Origin of the sequence: Kitasatospora sp. NPDC056783 (assembly GCF_042789895.1) — a bacterium.
Classification (GTDB): domain Bacteria; phylum Actinomycetota; class Actinomycetes; order Streptomycetales; family Streptomycetaceae; genus Kitasatospora.
The window spans coordinates 1-16,362 of the sequence record NZ_JBHUAF010000180.1 but is presented as its reverse complement, the minus strand read 5'-3'; the positions used below and the strand labels follow the sequence as shown (position 1 = coordinate 16,362).

Genomic DNA, 16,362 nt, shown 5'->3' with positions numbered 1-16,362 from the left:
GCATGCCGGCGCCGCCGTCCGTACAGGCGCTGCCGCCGAGGCCCAGCACGATCCGCCCGGCGCCGAGCTCGACCGCCTTGGCGATCAGCTGGCCGACCCCGTGGGAGCCGGCGGCCAGCGGGGCCGCCCGGCCGCCGGGCAGCCGGGCCAGGCCCGAGGCCTGGGCCAGTTCGACCACGGCGGTGTCGTCCCGGACGGCGAGCGCGGCCTCCACCGGCAGCCCGGTCGGGCCGGCCACCGTGGCCGGGACCCGGCTGAAGCCGGCCGCCAGCGCGGCGGCCAGGGTGCCCTCGCCGCCGTCGGCGACGGGCAGTTCGCGCACCTCGGTACCGGGCGCGGCGCGCCTGATGCCCGCGGCGATCCGGGCCGCCGCCTCGGCGCCCTCCAGGGTGCCCTTGAACTTGTCGGGGGCGACGACCACATGGCCCTGGTGGGGGATGGGGGGCATGGCGCGTCCTCGCTTCCGTACGGGTCCGGCGGCGGTCCGCCGATGTGCGTCCAGCATGTGCCCCCCGGTCCGGGGGTGCGACCCCCTCCCCGCCGTTCCCTCGTCCCGCTTCCGACGTACGAGAGCTCCCCTCGGTGGGGAGGAGGCCGGGCGACGCGTACCGGGCACGACCGAAGTGCCACCTGGGGACGTACGCGTCACCGGCTCGGATCGACCGGCAGGCGGGCGGATGAGCCCCGGCGCGCCCGCCGGTCGGGTCCTGCCTCCTGGCGGCGCGGGCACGACCGGATGAGGTACACGCCGCCAGGAGGGGTCCGGGCCGGGGGCTCCGCGCGGGAGCCCCCGGGATCGGCGCTCGGGCTACCCGACCTCGCGCCCGGAGAGCCGCTCGACGCCACGCAGGAGCGCCGAGTGGTCGAGCGAGCCGTCGCCGTTGGCCCGGGCGGAGGCGACCAGCTGGGCCACCACCGCGCCGACCGGCAGCGCGGCGCCCACGGCACGGGCCGCGTCGGTGACGATGCCCATGTCCTTGTGGTGGAGGTCGATCCGGAAGCCCGGGGCGAACTCGCGGCCGAGCATGTTCGCCTTCTTGCGGTTGAGCACGGTGGAGCCGGCCAGGCCGCCGCCGAGCACGTCCAGCGCGGCCGCGAGGTCGACGCCGGCGTTCTCCAGGAACACCACGGCCTCGGCGAGCACTTGGAGGTGGACCGCGACGATCAGCTGGTTGGCGGCCTTGACGGTCTGGCCGGCGCCGGCCGGGCCGACGTGGACGACCGTGGTGCCCAGCGCGTCGAACAGCGGCTTCGCCTCGGCGAAGTCCTCGGCGTCGCCGCCGACCATGATCGACAGAACCGCCTCGACGGCACCCGCCTCGCCGCCGGAGACCGGGGCGTCCAGGGTGCGGACGCCCTTCTCCCGGGCCGCGGCCCCGACCTTGATCGAGGTCTGCGGGGTGATCGAGGACATGTCGATCACCAGGGTGCCGGGCGCGGCGTGCTCCAGCACGCCGCCCTCCCCCAGGATGACCTGCTCGACCTGTGGGTCGGCCGGGACCATGGTGATGACGACCTCGGCGTCCCGCACCGCCTCCGCGATGCTCCCGGCACCGTGGCCGCCGGCCGCGACCAGGGCGTCGATCGGCGGCCGGGTGAGGTTGAAGCCGGTGACGTGGTGACCGGCCTTGACCAGGTTGGCGGCCATCGGACTGCCCATGATGCCGAGGCCGATGAAAGCGATCTTGCGGCTCATCGCGTCGAGATTCCTTACGTGTGCGGGTGGGGGTCGGGCGGGTCGGGCGGGTCGGGCGGCACACGGCTCGACGGCCGCGCCGAGTGGCGTGGCGCTCGGCCGGACCGGGCGGCCGCGGCGCCGGGTCGGACCGGGCGGCCGCGCTACTCGGCGGCACGCAGCTCGCGCGGCAGCCACCCGAAGCTGTCGGCGCTGACGCCGGTGGAGGGGCGGTACTCCAGGCCGATCGAGCCCGCGTAGCCGGCGGCCGTGAGCCGGGCGAACAGGTCCTCGAAGTCCAGCTCGCCGGTGCCGGGCTCGTTGCGGCCCGGATTGTCGGCGATCTGCACGTGGCCGATGCGGTCGGCGTGGGTGTCGATGACCGCCGCCAGGTCCTCGCCGTTCTTGGCCAGGTGGTACAGGTCGCAGAGGAACCTGGCGTTCCCCAGGCCGGTGGCGGCGTTGACCCGGTCGACCACCTCGACCGCGGCGGCGGCCGTGACCAGCGGGTAGTGCGGCGACTCGGCCCCGTTCAGGGCCTCGATCAGCAGGACGGCGCCGATCCCGTGCGCGGCCCGGGCGGCGAGCACCAGGTGCTCCAGGGCCAGCGCGTCCTGCTCGGCCGGCTCGACGCCCTCGACCCGGTTGCCGTACAGCGCGTTGAGCGCGGTGGCGCCGAGCGAGGCCGCGAGTTCCGCGGCGACCGGGACGTTGGCGCGGAAGCGGTCCCGTTCGGACGGCACCGAGACCGTCCCGCGGGCGCCCCGGCTCAGGTCGTCCAGGAAGTTGAGGCCGGTCAGCCGGACCCCGGCGTCCGTGAACGCCTGGCGCAGCGCGTCCAGTTCGGCCGGCGAAGGGTCGTGCCGCTCACCGAAGGGCCACCAGAGTTCGGCCGCCGTGAAGCCGGCCGCGGCGGCCGCGGCGGGGCGCTCCAGGAGGGGCAGTTCACCGAACAGGATCGACAGGTTGACCGTGAAGTCGTGCTTGGCAGCCGCTGTCACGCCACTCACCTCTCAACTCTCTTCCGCCATCCACAACTTCCACGATCCGGAAGAGGGATTCTGCGTGGTGGAAGCATCTCCGGCCCGTCGAGCGAGTGTCAAGGGAGTCGCAACATTTTGTTGAAGCGACTCCCGGAGTGCGCCATCCGAGCGGCGGGCCGTTCGATCACCCGGCCCCTGCCCGGCCCCACACCCCGCTCGCTACAGTGACCTCGTGCGATTGATGGTGGAGTTCACGACAGAACCGTTCGAGCTGGACACGTTTCCGGAGCACGCCGCGACGGCCCGCACGGTCGTCGACGAGGCCGGCCTCGCCGTGTCGGTCGGCCCCTTCGGCACCAGCGCCGAGGGCGGGGCCGAACAGGTCCTCACCGCGGTGACCAAGCTGCTCAAGGAGACCCTGGACGCCGGGGCGACCCGGATCTCGGTCCAGGTCAGCGTGCTGGGAGAGGAGGGCGGTACGCCGTGACCGCGAACGTGGAGCACCCGCTCGCCGCGGCGGTGAAGCCGCTGCTGGCCGCGGTCGGCGCGACCAGCGTCCCGCTGGGAGAGGCGAAGCCCGACGACGTGGTCCTGGAGTGGGAGGGCGCCCCCGCCCTGGCCGTCCGGCTGCCGCACCTGAGCAGCGCGCTGGACCGGATGCTGGCCGAGATGGCCCGCCAGTTCGACGGTCGCCCACTGGCCGAGCTCGACCGGCTGGAGAAGCAGCGGGTGGTCGCCCTGCTGGAGGAGCGCGGCGCCTTCACCGTCCGCCACGGCGTGGAGACGGTCGCCTCGGCCCTGGGCGTCAGCCGCTTCACCGTGTACAACTACCTGAACCGCCAGGACGGATCGAAGTCCTCCTGACACTCCGGCACGGCGCCCTCCGGGGCGCGCGCGACCCCCGCCCAGGGACTTCCGAACGGGTGACCCCGCCGGCGCGGCAGGACTGGATCGGCTTGCGGCGGGGCACACTTGGCGAATCGCACACGAAAGGGCCCGGCATCTCGGCCCGGTTCAAAACGTGACCACCAAGCGTTCAACAAAGTGTTGACGACCGGGTGGGGTCGATCTAGCTTTTCCGGGTGGCACCACTCTTCAGGAGGTCCACTCGTGACCAACCACCCCCACACCCTCGACTCCCTGGCCGCGGCCGACACCGCGCGGCTGACGGAGATCCTGCTGGAGGTCTGCTCCAGTCCCCGCTGGGCCGCCGCGGTCGCGGACGCCGGCCCCTGGCCCGATCGCGAGGCCCTGCTCGCCGCCAACGCGGCGGCCATGGCATCACTGACCGCCGAGGACCTGCGCGACGCGATGGCCTGCCACGCCCGGATCGGCGAGCCCATCGCGGGCGACGCCGCCTCCGAGCGCGAACAGGCCGGAATCCACGGCGTGGACCAGGCGGTCCTCGACGAGCTGCACGAGGCCAACGCCGCCTACGAGGCCAAGTTCGGCCACGTCTTCCTGATCTGCGCAACCGGTCGCACCGCGGTCGGCATGCTCGCCGCCCTGCGCGAGCGCCACCCCAACGACGCCGCCACCGAGGCGGAGACCGTCCGCGGGGAACTGCGCAAGATCAACGACATCCGTCTCGACCGCCTGCTCGGCCACTCCTGACGCCTCGTCGCTTCACCACGAAAGAGTGCTCCGTCGGGCAGCTCGCCGCCCGAGGAGACGACGCACCATCACCTCTGCCATCAGTAAGGTCACTTCACCCATGACTGGCATCTCCACCCACGTGCTCGACACCAGCCTCGGCCGCCCGGCCGAGGGCGTCCCCGTCGAGCTCGCACTGCACACCGAGGGTGGCTGGCAGGTGCTCGGCACCTCCGCCACGGACTCCGACGGCCGGGTCAAGGACCTGCCGGCCGTGGAGGCGGGCTCGGTCGTCCGGCTGCTCTTCGACACCGGCGCGTACCACGCGCTCCGGTCCGACGAGCCGCCGTTCTTCCCCGAGGTCTCGATCGTCTTCACGGTCGCGCCCGAACAGCACCACTACCACGTGCCGCTGCTGCTCAACCCGTTCGGATACTCGGTCTACCGCGGAAGTTAGTGGACCGACCTGGAAACCTAGGAGCCACGTCATGGCCCACGTGCTCGGTCAGAACCAGTACGGCAAGGCGGAGAACCGCATCGTCCGGATCAACCGCGACTCCACCCGGCACGAGATCAAGGACCTGAACGTCTCGGTCTCGCTCCGGGGCGAGTTCGAGGACGTCCACCTCACCGGGTCCAACGCCAACTGCCTCCCCACCGACACCACCAAGAACACCGTCTACGCCTTCGCCAAGGAGTACGGCATCGAGTCGGCCGAGGCCTTCGGCATCCTCCTGGCGCGCCACTTCGTCGACGACACCGAGCGCGGCGTCGTGCACGGCGCCCGGATCCGGATCGAGGAGTACTCCTGGGACCGGATCCGGACGCCCGACAGCTCCGCCCGCTTCATCGGCTCGGAGGAGATCGGCCACTCGTTCGTCCGCAGCGGCCAAGAGGTCCGCACCAGCGAGATCGTCTACGACGGAGAGTCCGTCCAGGTGATCTCCGGTCTCAAGGACCTGGTCGTCATGAACTCCACCAACTCGGAGTTCTGGGGCTACATCAAGGACGGCTACACCACCCTCCAGGAGGCGTACGACCGCATCCTCGCCACCCAGGTCACCGCCCGCTGGAAGTTCGGCTACAGCGGCGAGGCCGGCGAGGCCCAGCCCCACTGGAACCGCTCCTACGCCCAGGTGAGGCGGCACCTGCTGGAGGCGTTCGCCGAGACCTACTCCTACTCGCTGCAGCAGACCCTGCACGCGATGGGCACCCGGGTCCTCGACAACCGCACCGAGGTGGACGAGGTCCGCCTCGAACTGCCCAACAAGCACCACTTCCTGGTCGACCTGGAGCCGTTCGGCCTCGAGAACGACAACGAGGTCTACTTCGCTGCGGACCGCATGTACGGCCTGATCGAGGGCACCGTGCACCGCCAGGGCGTCGTCCCGGTCATCCCGGTCGCCTGACCTCCCCCACCGCTTGGGCACCGCCCGGTACCGCCGCACCCTCCGGCCCCCGCGGGCCGGTGGAGTCCGGGCGGGCCACTCCGCCCGCAGTGACCGCTCCAGCCGTTCCACCCGCTCCAGCCGCTCCAGCCGTTTCACTCGGCCCACTGGATCCACTCGTTCCACCAGCCGCACCCGTACCAGCGGTTCCACCCGCACCCATCGTTTCTCCACCCCCACCCACCGGAGTTCGTGTCTGCCTCGCGGCGGCCGGCCCGGGGCACTGGAGAGCCCGGCCGAGGGGCCCCTGCACCACCCTCCCGCCCTCGGCCGCACCGGCACCAACCGCACTCCAGCGCCACGGGCGCGCCGGGAGCCACGGGCACAAGAGGGGCTCGACATGGCACCCAGCAACACCAGCAGTACAGACGGCGGTTCCACCCCGGCAAGAGCGCACGGACCGGACGGCGCGTCAGCCCAGCTCCCCGGTGAGCCATCCGGCTCCGGACCCCACCCCGTGGACGAGTTGCTGCCCCCGGCGAAGCTGATCTCCACCGGGCTCCAGCACGTCGCCGCGATGTACGCGGGAGTCGTCGCACCCCCGCTCATCGTCGGAGCCGGCGTCGGGCTCTCCCCCGCCGAACTCGCCCTGCTCATCTCGGCCAGCCTGTTCACCGCCGGACTGGCCACCCTCCTCCAGACCCTCGGCATCTGGAAGATCGGCGCCCGCCTGCCGTTCGTGAACGGCGTCTCCTTCGCGGGGGTCGCTCCCATGATCGCCATCGCGAAGGGCTCCATCGAGAGGACGGGGGGACCGAAGGACGCCCTCCCGGTGATCTTCGGAGCGGTGATCGTCGCGGGGCTCCTGTGCTTCGTCGCGGCACCGTACTTCTGCAAGCTCATCCGGTTCTTCCCCCCGGTCGTCCAGGGCACCGTGATCACCCTCATCGGGGTGTCCCTGCTCCCGGTGGCGGTCAACTGGGCGCGCGGCGGCTCGCCGGGCGCCCCCGGATTCGGCTCCATGCGGGCCATCGGCCTCGCCGCGATCACCCTCGTCGCGGTGGTGCTCTGCGACCGGCTGCTGCGCGGCTTCTGGCAGCGGCTGTCCCTGCTCATCGGCCTGGCGTTCGGCACCCTGATCGCCTTCCCGCTGGGGCTGACCGACTTCGGCGCGGTCAAGGACGCGAGCGTCTTCTCGCTGCCCTCCCCGTTCCACTTCGGCGCGCCCGTGTTCGACGCCGCCGCGATCGTCTCGATGTGCATCGTCATGGTGGTCTCGATGACCGAGTCCACCGCCGACATGCTCGCCCTCGGCAAGATCGTCGACCGCGAGGCCGACGAGCCCACCCTCGCCGCCGGCCTGCGGGCCGACGGCCTGGCCACCGCGCTCAGCCCCGTCTTCAACGGCTTCGCCGCCAGCGCCTTCGCCCAGAACATCGGGCTGGTGGCGCTGACGAAGATCCGCAGCCGCTTCGTGGTCGCGGCCGGCGGCGGCATCCTGGTCCTGCTGGGGCTGTTCCCCGTGCTGGGCGCGGTCGTCTCGGTGGTGCCGCAGCCCGTGCTCGGCGGCGCCGGGATCGTGCTCTTCGGCACGGTCGCGGCGAGCGGCATCCGCACCCTCGCGGAGGCCGGAATGGAGTCCGGCTCGCACACCATCCTGGTATCGGTCTCGCTCGGTGTCGGCATCATCCCGATCGCCGTACCCGCGTTCTACGACTCCTTCCCGGAGGCCGTCCGGACCCTGCTGCACTCGGGGATCTCGGCCGGCTGCGTGATGGCCGTCCTGCTCAACCTGCTCTTCCACCACGTCGGGACCTCCCGCCGGACCGGATCCGGACAGGATTCCGGTGCGACGGCGCCAACGGTTCCCCAGGTCCCGACCGCGGCGACACCGTCCTGATCTGCACGGCGAGGGGGCGCGGGCCGCTGCGCACGCGCCCCTCTCGGCCCTTCCCCAGAGGAGGCACACCATGGCAGTCCAGCCCCCGCCCGCCGACCGGCGGATCGTGATCGAGAACGTCGCGATCGCCACCGTGGACACCGACGACACCGAGTACGCCCGCGGCCACGTGGTCGTCCTCGGCAACACCATCGAGGCGGTGGGCGACGGCCCGGCCCCGACGGGACTGGACGGCGTGGTACGCCGGATCGACGGCGAGGGCCACCTGGCCACCCCCGGGCTGGTCAACACCCATCACCACTTCTACCAGTGGATCACCCGCGGCCTGGCCCAGGACGACATCCTGTTCGACTGGCTGGTCGCCCTCTACCCGACCTGGGCGCGGATCGACGAACGACTCGTCCACGCCGCCAGCCAGGGCTCCGCCGCCGCGCTGCTCAAGTCCGGCTGCACCACCGCCTCCGACCACCACTACGTGTTCCCGAAGGACGGCGGCGACGTCCTCGGGGCCTCCATCGAGGCGGTCCGGGAGCTCGGCCTGCGCTTCACTGCGCTGCGCGGCTCGATGGACCGCTCCGAGAAGGACGGCGGACTGCCTCCGGACCACGCGGTCGAGGAGGCGGACGACATCCTGGCCGCCTCCGAGGCCGCCGTCGACCGCTACCACGACGCCTCCTTCGGCTCGATGCTGCACATCGCCCTCGCGCCCTGCTCGCCCTTCTCGGTCTCCACCGGCCTGCTCCGCCGGTCCGCCGAACTCGCCCGCCGCAAAGGCGTCCGGCTGCACACCCACGGCTCGGAGACGGCCGAGGAAGAACGGTTCTGCCGGGAGCTGTTCGGCATGGGACCGACCGACTACTTCGAGTCGGTGGGCTGGCTCGGCGAGGACGTCTGGATGGCGCACTGCGTCCACATGAACGACTCCGACATCGCCAAGTTCGCCGAGACCGGCACCGGGGTCGCCCACTGCCCGTCCTCCAACGCCCGGCTGGCGGCCGGCATCGCCCGGGTGCCCGACATGCTCCGGGCGGGCGTACCGGTCGGGCTCGGGGTCGACGGCACCGCCTCCAACGAGTCCGGCGAGTTGGGTACGGAGCTGCGCAACGCGCTGCTGATCAACCGGCTGCACGGTTCGCCCGCCGCGCTGACCGGGCGGCAGGCGCTGCGGCTGGGCACCATGGGCGGTGCCAGGGTGCTCGGCAGGCAGGACGAGATCGGCTCGATCGAGGCCGGCAAGCTCGCCGACCTGGCACTGTGGAAGATCGACGGGGTCATGCACTCCTCCATCGCCGACCCGGTCGCCGCGCTCACCCTCGGCGCGCTGCCGCCGCTCGCGGTGCTGTTCGTCAACGGCAACGCGGTGGTCGAGCAGGGGCGGCTGACCACGGTCGACGAGGACCGGATCGCGCGCGACTGCTCCCGGGCCGCCCGGGAGCTGGCGGGCCGTCGGGCCTGACCGGGTGACGGCCCGCCGGCCGCCACCCCTCCCTCAGGCCGTACGCCCCAGCGTGGCCAGGTAGGCCCGCCAGCCGCCGTGGTGGGTGATCTCGCGGTGGACGCCGCGTTCGACCTCGCCGCGGGCCAGCAGCATCGACAGGCAGGCCGAGCCGTCCTCCAGCTCGATCACTCCCAGCTCCAGCTCGCGCGGTTCACCGGGGAGGATGACGTCCCGCAGGTGCTCCAGGCCGATCTCGTACAGCTCCCCCTCGATCGAGGTGTCGACGGCGGGGTCGCGCAGCAGCCCGGGGCACACGTCGTCGATGGAGAAGAAGCGGTGGCCCGGTGCGGTGCGCGCCGGCCCGATCAGCGCGTCGGCGACCTTGGCGTGGAAGGGACCGCCGACCATCGCCTGGCCGTTGAAGAAGATGCGTGCCATGGTTCGACTCCTGTGCCGTGGAACGGGGAAGGACGTTCCGTGCGGCGGCGGGAGGCCCGGTGGACTCGCCGCCGCACGGAACACGGGGGTGGGCCCGCCGGAGCAGCTCGGCCCGGCGGGTGGCGTGGGCTCAGCCCAGCAGCGGAAGCGCCGGCAGGGTCAGGAAGTCCGCGAACTCCTCGGCCAGGGCGACCTGTTCGAAGAGCTGCGCGGCCTCGCGCCAACGGCCGGCGCCGTAGGCGTCCTCGCCCAGTTCGGTGAGGAGTTCGGCCAGCTCCGCGGCGACCAGAGTGCGGACCAGCCCGGCGGTGGCCTTCTCGCCGGTGTCGGACAGCACGACCCCGTTGTGGATCCACTGCCAGATCTGCGAGCGCGAGATCTCGGCGGTGGCGGCGTCCTCCATCATGTTGAAGATGCCGACCGCGCCGATCCCGCGCAGCCAGGCCTCGATGTAGCGGATCCCGACCTGGACGGCGTTGCGCAGCCCCGCGCGGGTGCAGCTGCCGCCGGCGCCGGCGATGTCGAGCAGCTGGGCGGCGGTCACCGGCTCGGACGGGCCGGGGTCGTCCTTCTGGTTCGGCCGCTCGCCGAGCACCGCGTCGAAGGAGGCCCGGGCGACCGGCACCAGGTCGGGGTGGGCGACCCAGGAGCCGTCGAAGCCGTTCCCGGCCTCGCGGTCCTTGTCGGCCTTGACCTTCTCCAGCGCGGCCGCGTTGACCTCGGGGTCGCGGCGGCTCGGGATGAACGCGGCCATCCCGCCGATCGCGTGGGCACCGCGCCGGTGGCAGGTCCGCACCAGCAGCCGGGTGTAGGCGGCCATGAACGGCGAGGCCATGGTGACGCCGTTGCGGTCCGGCAGGATGTAGTGCGCGCCGCCGTCGCGGAAGTTCTTGACGATCGAGAACAGGTAGTCCCAGCGCCCGGCGTTGAGGCCGGCCGCGTGGTCGCGCAGTTCGTGGAGGATCTCGTCCATCTCGAACGCGGCGGTGATGGTCTCGATCAGCACGGTCGCCCGGACGGTTCCGTACGGGATGCCGAGTTCGGCCTGGGCGTGGGTGAACACGTCGTTCCACAGCCGGGCTTCGAGGTGGCTCTCGGTCTTCGGCAGGTAGAAGTACGGGCCGGAGTTGGGGTCCTCGGCACCCTTGGCCAGCAGCCGGGCGGCGTTGTGGAAGAAGTAGAGGCCGAAGTCGACGAACGCGCCGGCCACCGGCGTGCCGTCGACCAGCAGGTGGTTCTCGTCCAGGTGCCAGCCGCGCGGGCGGACCACGACGGTGGCGAGTTCGGCGGCGGGCTTGAGGGCGTAGGCCTTGCCGGCCGCGCTGGTGAAGTCGATCCGGCCCTCGAAGGCGTCGATCAGGTTGACCTGGCCGCTGATCACGTTCTCCCAGGTCGGGGAGGTGGCGTCCTCGAAGTCGGCGAGCCAGACCTTCGCGCCGGAGTTGAGTGCGTTGATGACCATCTTGCGGTCGGTCGGGCCGGTGATCTCCACCCGGCGGTCCCGGAGGGCGCGGGGCGCTTCGGCGACCTTCCAGTCCCCGGCCCGGACCTCGGCGGTCTCGGGGAGGAAGTCCAGCGTGCCGGTGGCGGCGATCTCGGCCCGGCGGGCCTTGCGCCTGGCCAGGAGGTCCTGCCGGCGTTCCTCGAAGGCTCGATGGAGCCCGGCGACGAAGGCGAGCGCCTCCGGAGTGAGCACCTCCTCCGCCCGGTGGACGCGAGGACCGGCGACAGTGACGGCCGGAGCGGCGAGGGAGGCGCCGACGGGCCCCTGATCTGCAGCCATGGGCAGGACACTCCTAAGACGGTTGAACCTGACGAAGGGAGCTCCAGTGGGAACTTCCTCGGGGGAACTTCCACGATCCGCACCCGCCTACCGGCGAGTTCGATTCTGTAAGGTGGAGACTAGTTTCCGCGATACAGAATTTCAACGGTTTGTTGAGAGATCGCCGGGACTCTACTCCTCACCGACAGCGAAGGGAACGCCGGTGGCCGCGACCTCCGACTCAGCACCGACGACAGGCACCGACCGCGCGAGCGGCGGCGTGCAGTCCGTCGAGCGCGCCTTCCAACTCCTGGAGGCGCTGGCCGACTCCGGCGGCGTGGCCACGCTCAGCGAGCTCTCCACCAGCTCCGGCCTCCCGATGCCGACCATCCACAGACTGGTTCGTACCCTCGTCCAGCAGGGCTATGTCCGCCAGGACACCGCGCGCCGCTACACCCTCGGCCCCCGGCTGATCCGCCTCGGCGAGACGGCCGGCCGACTGCTCGGCAGCTGGGCCCGCCCGTACCTGGCCGAACTGATGGAGGCCACCGGCGAGACCGCCAACCTGGCGGTGCTGGAGGGCGGCGAGGTGGTGTACGTCGGCCAGGTGCAGTCGCGCCGCTCGATGCGGATGTTCACCGAGGTCGGCCGACGGGTGCAGCCGCACTGCACCGGCGTCGGCAAGGCGCTGCTCGCCCAGTTGCCCGAGGACGAGGCTCGCGCCGTGCTCGGCCCCAACCCGCTGCCCGCGCACACCGAGTACACCGTCACCGACCCGCAGGAGCTGATGCGCCAGCTCGCCGAGGCACGCGAGCGCGGCTACGTGGTCGACGACCAGGAGCAGGAGATCGGCGTCCGCTGCATCGCGCTCGCCGTCCCGGGCGCGCCGACGCCGACCGCGCTCTCCGTCTCCGGCCCGGAGGCCCGCATCCGCGCCCTGGAGGAACAGGCCGGGGCCGCCTCGCTGGTACCGGTGATGCACCAGATCGCGGCTCGGCTGGGGCAGGTCCTCGCCCCCTGACACCACGTCAACCCCCGTTGCCGGCCGACGTGGCCGTGTCGGCGCGCCGCGTCACCCGTTCGGGCGGACGACGGGCGGGTTGGCACCCGGCTCCGGTGACGGCTCCGCCACCCTGGTGCCGACGCGGCCCGCGACGGCGCGGGCGGCCGGGACGCGAGGGCAGGGTGAGCGGGGATGGAGCAGCAGGACCGGGACGTGCGGGGCGGTGCGGCAGGCGGTACCGACGTGCGGGGCGGTGACGGTCGGGGCAGCGGCGGACGAAACACCGGCGGACGGGACGGCGGCACGCGGCGCGCCGCCGGAAGAGGCGGGGGCTTCGGCGGCGCCGGGTTGATCGCGGCCGTGGCAGCGGGGTGCGCGGTGACGGTGCTGGCCACCGACCCGTCCTGGGCGCTGCACCGCCCCGAGCCCCGGCCCGCGGTGGAGGTCGTCGTGCCGGGCGCGCAGGCGGCGTCCACCCTGCCCGCGCCCACGACGTCCGAGGCCACCACGCTGCCCGCCCCGGTAACTCCCGGGGTCTCCGAGGCCACCACGCTGCCCGCGCCGGCGGCACCCGGGGTCTCCGAGGCCACCACGCTGCCCGCACCGGCGGCCGACCGCCCGTCCCGCGCCGACCTCGAGGTGGTCCGGCTCGACCCGGACGCGGCCGCCCCCGGTGGCACCACCACCGTCCGCGCGTTCGTCGGCAACCGCGGCCCGGGCACCACGGCCTCCCCGTTCACCGTCGTGGTCACCCTGCCCAAGGGGGTCACGCCCGAGGGCCCCTACTTCCCGTCCGACTGCCGGGTGCTCGGCCGCAACCGCGACCACGGCCGCGTCGTGCGGTGCTCGTTCGAGCCCGGGCTGCGGGAGGGGCGCAGCGCGACCGCCCTCATCCCGGTGCGGCTCGACCCGGAACTGCCGGCGGGCACGCTGAGCGGCGGCTCGGTCGAGGTGCACGGCGCGGACGACCCGGACGAGAGCAACAACAGGCAGCCGTTCGACATCACGGTCGTCGCGACGGCCGCCGGCTCCTGAACCGTACGGTCCCGCCGGTGGGCGCTCGCCGCCGAACGCCCACCGGTGGGCGTACCGCCCCGCGCCCACCGAGGGGTCGGGGTTCACGGGCCAGAGGGTCCCGGAGAGTCCCAGAGGGTCAGGAGGTCAGGGGGTCAGGAGGTCAGGAGGTCAGCCCTGCCGGCCCGGGGTGGCCGGCAGGGGCCGGGGTCCGCGTCGGCGTCCCGCCGGCGGAGACCACCAGCTGCCGCGCGGCCAGGTCGTGCCAGATGCCGTCGAGGTCCTGCCAGAAGCCGAACTGGGTGTACGTCCCGGCCGGCAGGGCGCGCGCGGCGCTGGTGAAGTCGAACCCCTCCGGGCAGATCCGCACGTCGGACGCGTGGCCGGGGAAGTCAAGGTTGTTCCCGCCGGCGTCGCGCACGCCCACACCGACGGTCTTCGCGGTGACGCAGTCCGAGGAGTGCAGCACGAGCGAGGCGGCCGTGGCCTTGCCCGCGACCATGCCGACGGGGGCGAGCCGGTCCTGGGTGACGGTCGGCGCGGCGGCGGCACCTGCGCCGGCGGTCGCCTGGGCACCCGTGGTGGACGGCACTCCGAGCAGGCCGGCGCCGCTGATGGCGAACGCCCCGACGGCGGCGAGGACCGCGTTGCGGAGGCGGTGGGACGGGCGGGCGTGGCGCGGTGCGCGACGACGGCCGCGCACGAACGCGGGCCGGAGCGTGGAGCTGTCGGGCTTGGGCATGGGGTCACCTCGGCGACGCCTGCGAGGTGAGCTGTCGGGTTCGGGCTGAGGTTGCCCGGCCGCCCGGGAGCGGCTTCACCCCTAGCCTCGGCCCGCACGCGGGGGCGTACGAGCCGGGCGCTGACCTTGGTTCCCCCGCTCCCGTCCACTGTGGTGCTCGGTGACCCGCCGACGGGTGGACGGGACTCGGCGTCCCGGCGACGGGGTCCGCGAGGGCGGACGACCGTTGCAGGCTAGGCGGGTCGTCCGTGGACGGACAACTCGGCCGGGCCGGTTGTCGCACAGGTCACAGTGGTGCCGATCAACGACACCGAGTGGCGGTCGAGTTGATCGACTTCCGGGAGACGGATGGCGGAGGAGCGGGGGAAGACGGCCGGCCGAATCGGCTGAGTCGATCGGGTTCGTCCTGGTCCTGTCTGGTCTGGCCTGGCCTGGCCTGGCCTGCTCTGGTCTGCTCCAGCCTGGTCAGCCGAGCCAGGCGTCGACCTGGCTCTCCGCCTCCGGCGCCCAGGCGAGCTTCATGTGGTTGAGGCCGCCGAGCAGCCGGGTGCCGCCGACCGTCGCGATGCCGGTGGTGTCCAGCGCGCTCGCGGTGAACACCAGGCCGTCGCTCGGCCCGCGGTTCTCGTTGAGCACGCCCGGAATGTCGGCGGACCCGCCCGCCAGCAGGTAGGTGCGCACCGAGGCCGGGATGCCGGCCTGCCGGAGCGGCGCGATCAGCGAGCCCGCGTCGATCGCCGCCTGGATGCCCTGGCCGGAGGTGTAGAAGCCCTGGCCGCCGTAGTATGTGGTCCACCAGTCCTGGGCGGTGGAGTCCACCCCGTAGGTACCGTCCCAGCGGGCGAGCAGTTGGCGTTGGCCCGGGTAGCAGTCGTAGCCGCCGCTCGGCAGGACCCCGAGGCAGGGCTGCGCGGTGTACGTGCCGTAGCAGGTCATGGAGAGGTGCGGGGACGGCACGTTGGCGGTGCCGCCGCAGGCCGGCCAGGAGACCAGGTCGAAGTCCCAGCCGTGCGCGTACACGTAGTCCAGCCCGCCGTTCGGCCCGCCGAGGGTGATCAGACGACGCACGTCACCCGCGTAGGACCTCCCCCAGGAGGGCTTCACCGAGGACACGTACGCCCTGGCGGCGACCTCGCCCTTGCTCCACGCCACCACGTCGACCTGGGGGACGCCGAGCCGGTCCCGGATCAGCGCGACGGCGTCGCCGACGGCCTGGGCCTGGAGCAGGTTGTCGCCGTGCTTGTGGGCGAAGCCGATCGCGAAGACCCGGTGGCCGGTGCCGGACAGGTACTGGGCGAGGCCGGTGGACGGGCAGCTCGCGGCGCCGCAGACACTGCTCTCCCCCGGGTTCGCCCAGGCCCGGTCGGCGTTGTCGTTGGCTCCGTGGACCAACAGGACGGGGGTGGCCTTGCTGCCGGTGTCCCAGCCGACGGCGGAGTAGAGCAGGAAACGGGCGGAGGAGGGCCGGCCGGTACCGAAGTACGTCCGGCGGGCGCCGTCCTGGTCGCCGCGGCCGTCGGACGGGAACTGCTCGGCGCGGAAGCCGGGGGTGGCGTCGAGGTAGCGCTCGACCTTGGCCCAGCCGTTGCCGGGGGCGGGGAAGGTGGCTTCCAGAGTGAGGGGGGCGGCGGTGGCGCCACTCACGGTGGTGGCGGTGGTGGCGGTGTTCGCGGTGTTCGCGGTGTTCGCGGTGTTCGCGGCGCTCGCGGCCTGGGCGGCGGTGGGGGCGCCGAGGAAGGCGGCGGCCAGCATCAGGAGCGCGGCGGCGAGGGCGGTGGGGGCGCGCCTCGTCGAGGCGGGGTGCGTGGGGGTGCGTCTCATGGCCGGACGCTAGGGCCGCCGGCCGGCCGTGCCCATGTGCCGGTCGCACATCCCGACGGCCGGGCGGTGGCGAACCGTACCGTGGCGAGTGCCTGACCGAGTGCGCCCGGTCGGATAAATTGGAAGTCTGACATCATCCGCAGTGCACAAGAGCGGTGGGCCCGACCGGAGGCTCGCCATGACCTCACAGGAACGAGGATCCGCCCCGCCATGACCGCGCCCCTGCCCGCCTTCGCCGGCCGCACCTACCTCTTCCGGGCCGACAACGGCGCGGCCTTCCGCAACACCTACTCGGCCGACGGCACGCGGCTGCGCTGGGAGGGCCTCGGCGAGTCCGCGGGCCAGTGGGAGGACGTGCGGCTGCACGTCGCCGAGGTCGCGCCCGAGGTCTACTTCGTCAGCTGGACGGAGCAGAGCGGGATCACCGTCAGCCATGTGATGGACCTCGGCAAGCTGACCGTGCGGGCCTTCTGGACCTTCGAGGGCGAGGGCGGCCGGGTCGGCGAACTGCACACCGGGACGCTGGAGCGGGTGGCCTGAGCGGCGGGACCGCCGTGTGGGAGCCGAACGGCTCCCGAATGTCCGAACGGACCGGACCCCGGGGC

The 16,362-nt window shown here is 72.9% G+C and carries 17 protein-coding genes and 1 riboswitch; of the genes, 10 read left to right on the top strand and 7 right to left on the bottom strand.

Features of this window, described 5'->3' with window-relative positions:
* From ACFRMQ_RS24080 to ACFRMQ_RS24070, 3 genes are all read right to left on the bottom strand, one after another.
* The coding region (locus ACFRMQ_RS24080) for a glycerate kinase (protein WP_380732665.1) at positions 1-448 on the bottom strand (448 nt) is incomplete at its 3' end.
* Between the two features lie 360 nt (positions 449-808).
* Positions 809-1,696: a 2-hydroxy-3-oxopropionate reductase gene (locus tag ACFRMQ_RS24075; protein ID WP_380732664.1), complete on the bottom strand. Its 888-nt coding sequence runs from the start codon at positions 1,694-1,696 to the stop codon at positions 809-811.
* 143 nt (positions 1,697-1,839) lie between these two features.
* Complete coding sequence (locus tag ACFRMQ_RS24070) at positions 1,840-2,685, bottom strand: TIM barrel protein (protein ID WP_380732663.1); 846 nt, start codon at positions 2,683-2,685, stop codon at positions 1,840-1,842.
* A gap of 205 nt (positions 2,686-2,890) precedes the next feature.
* Here ACFRMQ_RS24070 and ACFRMQ_RS24065 point away from each other — a divergent pair, with 205 nt between their 5' ends.
* From ACFRMQ_RS24065 to ACFRMQ_RS24035, 7 genes are all read left to right on the top strand, one after another.
* Entirely contained in the window at positions 2,891-3,145 is a 255-nt protein-coding gene (locus ACFRMQ_RS24065; protein ID WP_380732662.1) for a thiamine-binding protein, read from the top strand.
* A complete protein-coding gene (locus ACFRMQ_RS24060; RefSeq protein ID WP_380732661.1) occupies positions 3,142-3,522 on the top strand; it encodes a helix-turn-helix domain-containing protein in 381 nt (126 codons plus the stop codon). Before ACFRMQ_RS24065 ends, ACFRMQ_RS24060 begins: the two co-directional genes overlap by 4 nt.
* A 246-nt stretch (positions 3,523-3,768) precedes the next feature.
* Entirely contained in the window at positions 3,769-4,272 is a 504-nt protein-coding gene (gene uraD / locus ACFRMQ_RS24055; RefSeq protein WP_380732660.1) for a 2-oxo-4-hydroxy-4-carboxy-5-ureidoimidazoline decarboxylase, read from the top strand.
* A gap of 100 nt (positions 4,273-4,372) precedes the next feature.
* Positions 4,373-4,708: a hydroxyisourate hydrolase gene (uraH, locus tag ACFRMQ_RS24050; RefSeq protein WP_380732659.1), complete on the top strand. Its 336-nt coding sequence runs from the start codon at positions 4,373-4,375 to the stop codon at positions 4,706-4,708.
* Positions 4,709-4,739: 31 nt separating this feature from the next.
* Positions 4,740-5,660, top strand: a complete 921-nt coding sequence (gene pucL / locus ACFRMQ_RS24045; RefSeq protein ID WP_380732658.1) for a factor-independent urate hydroxylase — start codon at positions 4,740-4,742, stop codon at positions 5,658-5,660.
* A 379-nt stretch (positions 5,661-6,039) separates the two neighbouring features.
* Positions 6,040-7,539, top strand: coding sequence for a nucleobase:cation symporter-2 family protein (locus ACFRMQ_RS24040; RefSeq protein WP_380732657.1), 1,500 nt, complete (start codon positions 6,040-6,042; stop codon positions 7,537-7,539).
* A gap of 70 nt (positions 7,540-7,609) precedes the next feature.
* Positions 7,610-8,995 (top strand): 8-oxoguanine deaminase, encoded by a 1,386-nt coding sequence (locus ACFRMQ_RS24035; protein ID WP_380732656.1) that lies wholly within the window; start codon positions 7,610-7,612, stop codon positions 8,993-8,995.
* 33 nt (positions 8,996-9,028) lie between these two features.
* Here the strand turns inward: ACFRMQ_RS24035 and ACFRMQ_RS24030 are convergent, their stop codons facing one another.
* Together ACFRMQ_RS24030 and aceB are read right to left on the bottom strand one after the other, a co-directional pair.
* On the bottom strand, positions 9,029-9,415 hold the full coding sequence (locus ACFRMQ_RS24030; RefSeq protein WP_380732655.1) for a gamma-glutamylcyclotransferase: 387 nt from the start codon (positions 9,413-9,415) through the stop codon (positions 9,029-9,031).
* A gap of 130 nt (positions 9,416-9,545) precedes the next feature.
* Positions 9,546-11,198: a malate synthase A gene (aceB, locus tag ACFRMQ_RS24025; RefSeq protein ID WP_380732654.1), complete on the bottom strand. Its 1,653-nt coding sequence runs from the start codon at positions 11,196-11,198 to the stop codon at positions 9,546-9,548.
* A gap of 202 nt (positions 11,199-11,400) precedes the next feature.
* Here aceB and ACFRMQ_RS24020 point away from each other — a divergent pair, with 202 nt between their 5' ends.
* Both ACFRMQ_RS24020 and ACFRMQ_RS24015 read left to right on the top strand, forming a co-directional pair.
* On the top strand, positions 11,401-12,198 hold the full coding sequence (locus ACFRMQ_RS24020) for an IclR family transcriptional regulator (RefSeq protein ID WP_380732653.1): 798 nt from the start codon (positions 11,401-11,403) through the stop codon (positions 12,196-12,198).
* 342 nt (positions 12,199-12,540) lie between these two features.
* Positions 12,541-13,215 carry a hypothetical protein gene (locus ACFRMQ_RS24015; RefSeq protein ID WP_380732652.1) on the top strand — a complete coding sequence of 225 codons (675 nt, stop codon included), beginning with the start codon at positions 12,541-12,543 and terminating at the stop codon, positions 13,213-13,215.
* A 142-nt stretch (positions 13,216-13,357) separates the two neighbouring features.
* On the opposite strand, the gene ACFRMQ_RS24010 is transcribed toward ACFRMQ_RS24015, so the two are convergent.
* Together ACFRMQ_RS24010 and ACFRMQ_RS24005 are read right to left on the bottom strand one after the other, a co-directional pair.
* Positions 13,358-13,936, bottom strand: a complete 579-nt coding sequence (locus ACFRMQ_RS24010) for a hypothetical protein (RefSeq protein WP_380732651.1) — start codon at positions 13,934-13,936, stop codon at positions 13,358-13,360.
* Between the two features lies 1 nt (position 13,937).
* Positions 13,938-14,102: riboswitch (cyclic di-AMP (ydaO/yuaA leader) on the bottom strand.
* 299 nt (positions 14,103-14,401) lie between these two features.
* Entirely contained in the window at positions 14,402-15,757 is a 1,356-nt protein-coding gene (locus ACFRMQ_RS24005; RefSeq protein ID WP_380732650.1) for an esterase/lipase family protein, read from the bottom strand.
* 210 nt (positions 15,758-15,967) lie between these two features.
* On the opposite strand from ACFRMQ_RS24005, the gene ACFRMQ_RS24000 reads away from it, so the two are divergent.
* Positions 15,968-16,297, top strand: coding sequence for a MoaF N-terminal domain-containing protein (locus ACFRMQ_RS24000; protein ID WP_380732649.1), 330 nt, complete (start codon positions 15,968-15,970; stop codon positions 16,295-16,297).
* The last annotated feature ends 65 nt before the right edge of the window (positions 16,298-16,362 follow it).